At 36.8% G+C, this 1686-nt stretch carries 2 protein-coding genes; both read left to right on the forward strand.

What is annotated here, in order from left to right:
* Nucleotides 1-834, forward strand: an 834-nt coding sequence (locus FTV34_RS17295; protein ID WP_180070894.1) for a protein rep, incomplete at its 5' end; no start/stop codon positions are given.
* 433 nt (nt 835-1267) lie between these two features.
* Nucleotides 1268-1519 carry a hypothetical protein gene (locus tag FTV34_RS17300; RefSeq protein WP_180009754.1) on the forward strand — a complete coding sequence of 84 codons (252 nt, stop codon included), beginning with the start codon at nt 1268-1270 and terminating at the stop codon, nt 1517-1519.
* Nucleotides 1520-1686 lie beyond the last annotated feature (167 nt).

The following is a 1686-nucleotide window of genomic DNA, read 5'->3' on the forward strand; positions in this document are numbered from 1 at the left end:
AAAGATGCTATGGATTGGTGGCAGAAACAAGGCGGATCTGTATTACTTCTTACCCTTACTGTTCCTCATTATTCAGATACTGACATCAAACAACTAAAAAAAGACCTGAAAAAAGCATACTCAAAATTCTTTAAGGGTGTCCGTGCATCTAAAGATATGTTTGAGCGTTGGCAAATAAAACACTATATCTCATGCTTTGAAATTACCCACGGTGCAAATGGATTCCATCCCCATTATCACGTTTTATTATTTGTTCCTTACTCTTTAGGCAAAGAATCATTACCAGGTATTAAGCAGGATATGTACAACATCTGGAAAGATTGCTGTGAGAAATCAGGATTAGATACTCCAAGTGAAAAACACGGATTAGATTTACAAGGCGGAAATGAAGCAGGTAGTTATGTTGCAAAATGGGGCTTAGAGCATGAGATGACTAAGGGTCATATCAAAAAAGGAAAAGAAAATTCCCGCACCCCTTTTGATATTTTGAGAAGTTATTCAGATTCAGAAAATGAAACAGATGCCAATCTGTTCAAATTATATTATTTTGCTTTCAAAGGCACTCGCCAGTTGAATTGGTCGAAAGGTCTTAAAAAGTTGGTTAGTAAAGCAGAAGAAAAAACCGATCAGGAAATTGTAGACGATACCGACAACGTAGCGGAGCTGCTTTTTAAGCTAGATATTGAAATGTGGAATGCTGTTAGAAAACAGAAAAAACAGGGTGAATTACTAGTTGCTGTTGCAGAAGATCAGACACTTAAAAAACCGATGGAACTAATAAGGCAATGCTTACTTAATTATGGATTAATAAGGCATAACAATATTTTGATTTAGGGATCATATTTTTGATTAATCAGAATAAATTGATTTTATTTATTTTTAATCTTATAGTTATAGTCTCAAGGCCGCGCAGTCTTAACTGCTGGTCTAGTCGTTATCCTCTGTTTCACTAAGTGAAAATAAGTTAACGCTGTCTAACAGTTAGGTTAAGTTAGATATTGTGAAGATTTATACAACCTTATAAATCTTCTTCCGAATTTTATTAACGCCTGAGATAAATATCTTGGGCGTTTTTTTATGCTTTATTTTACAGAGCGAGTGTCTACGAGCGAACTGACACAACAAGAATTACAAAATATTCCTTTCTTTGATTACAGCTTTCATCTGAACCAAGATCGGGAGTTTTTCGGCTATGCCGTCGTGCAAATATTTGATTATTTTTTGTTTGGATGTATTATGTGACTATTAGTAACATAAGGTTTTTAGAATGGCAGTTCAAAAACGATTAGCCCTCACAATTCAGCCAGACTACTTGGATTTATTGAAGAAAGTAGCCGATTATCAAAATATCCCTGTATCAACAATGGTTATGGGTTTATTAGACGCACAACGCCCAGTAGTTGAGGCAATGCTTAAAGCTTTTCAGGATATTGAAGCAGGTAAGGATAAACAAAAAATTCTATCTGAACTTTTAGCTTCTGGCCTTGAAGCAGCAGCTCAAGAAATGAGAAAGGATTAAATAGTAAAGCCCCAAGAATGGCAGTTCTTAGGGCTTTGAATTCGTGTACAACCAAATACAACGAGGTACAACCATTGTACAACCAAAACACTCCAAATCAAAGCGAGCGACAAGCCCACGTCCGACATCCCGACGGCTCGCGCGGGTGCGGCGTGGTGTCGAGCGAA

The sequence above is a fragment of the Acinetobacter sp. YH16038 genome (assembly GCF_013417275.1).
Taxonomy (GTDB): domain Bacteria; phylum Pseudomonadota; class Gammaproteobacteria; order Pseudomonadales; family Moraxellaceae; genus Acinetobacter.

What these genes read in the sequence shown, in the direction of transcription:
- FTV34_RS17300 (WP_180009754.1), top strand. Translation starts at nt 1,268, where the DNA reads ATGGCAGTTCAAAAACGATTAGCCCTCACAATTCAGCCAGACTACTTG.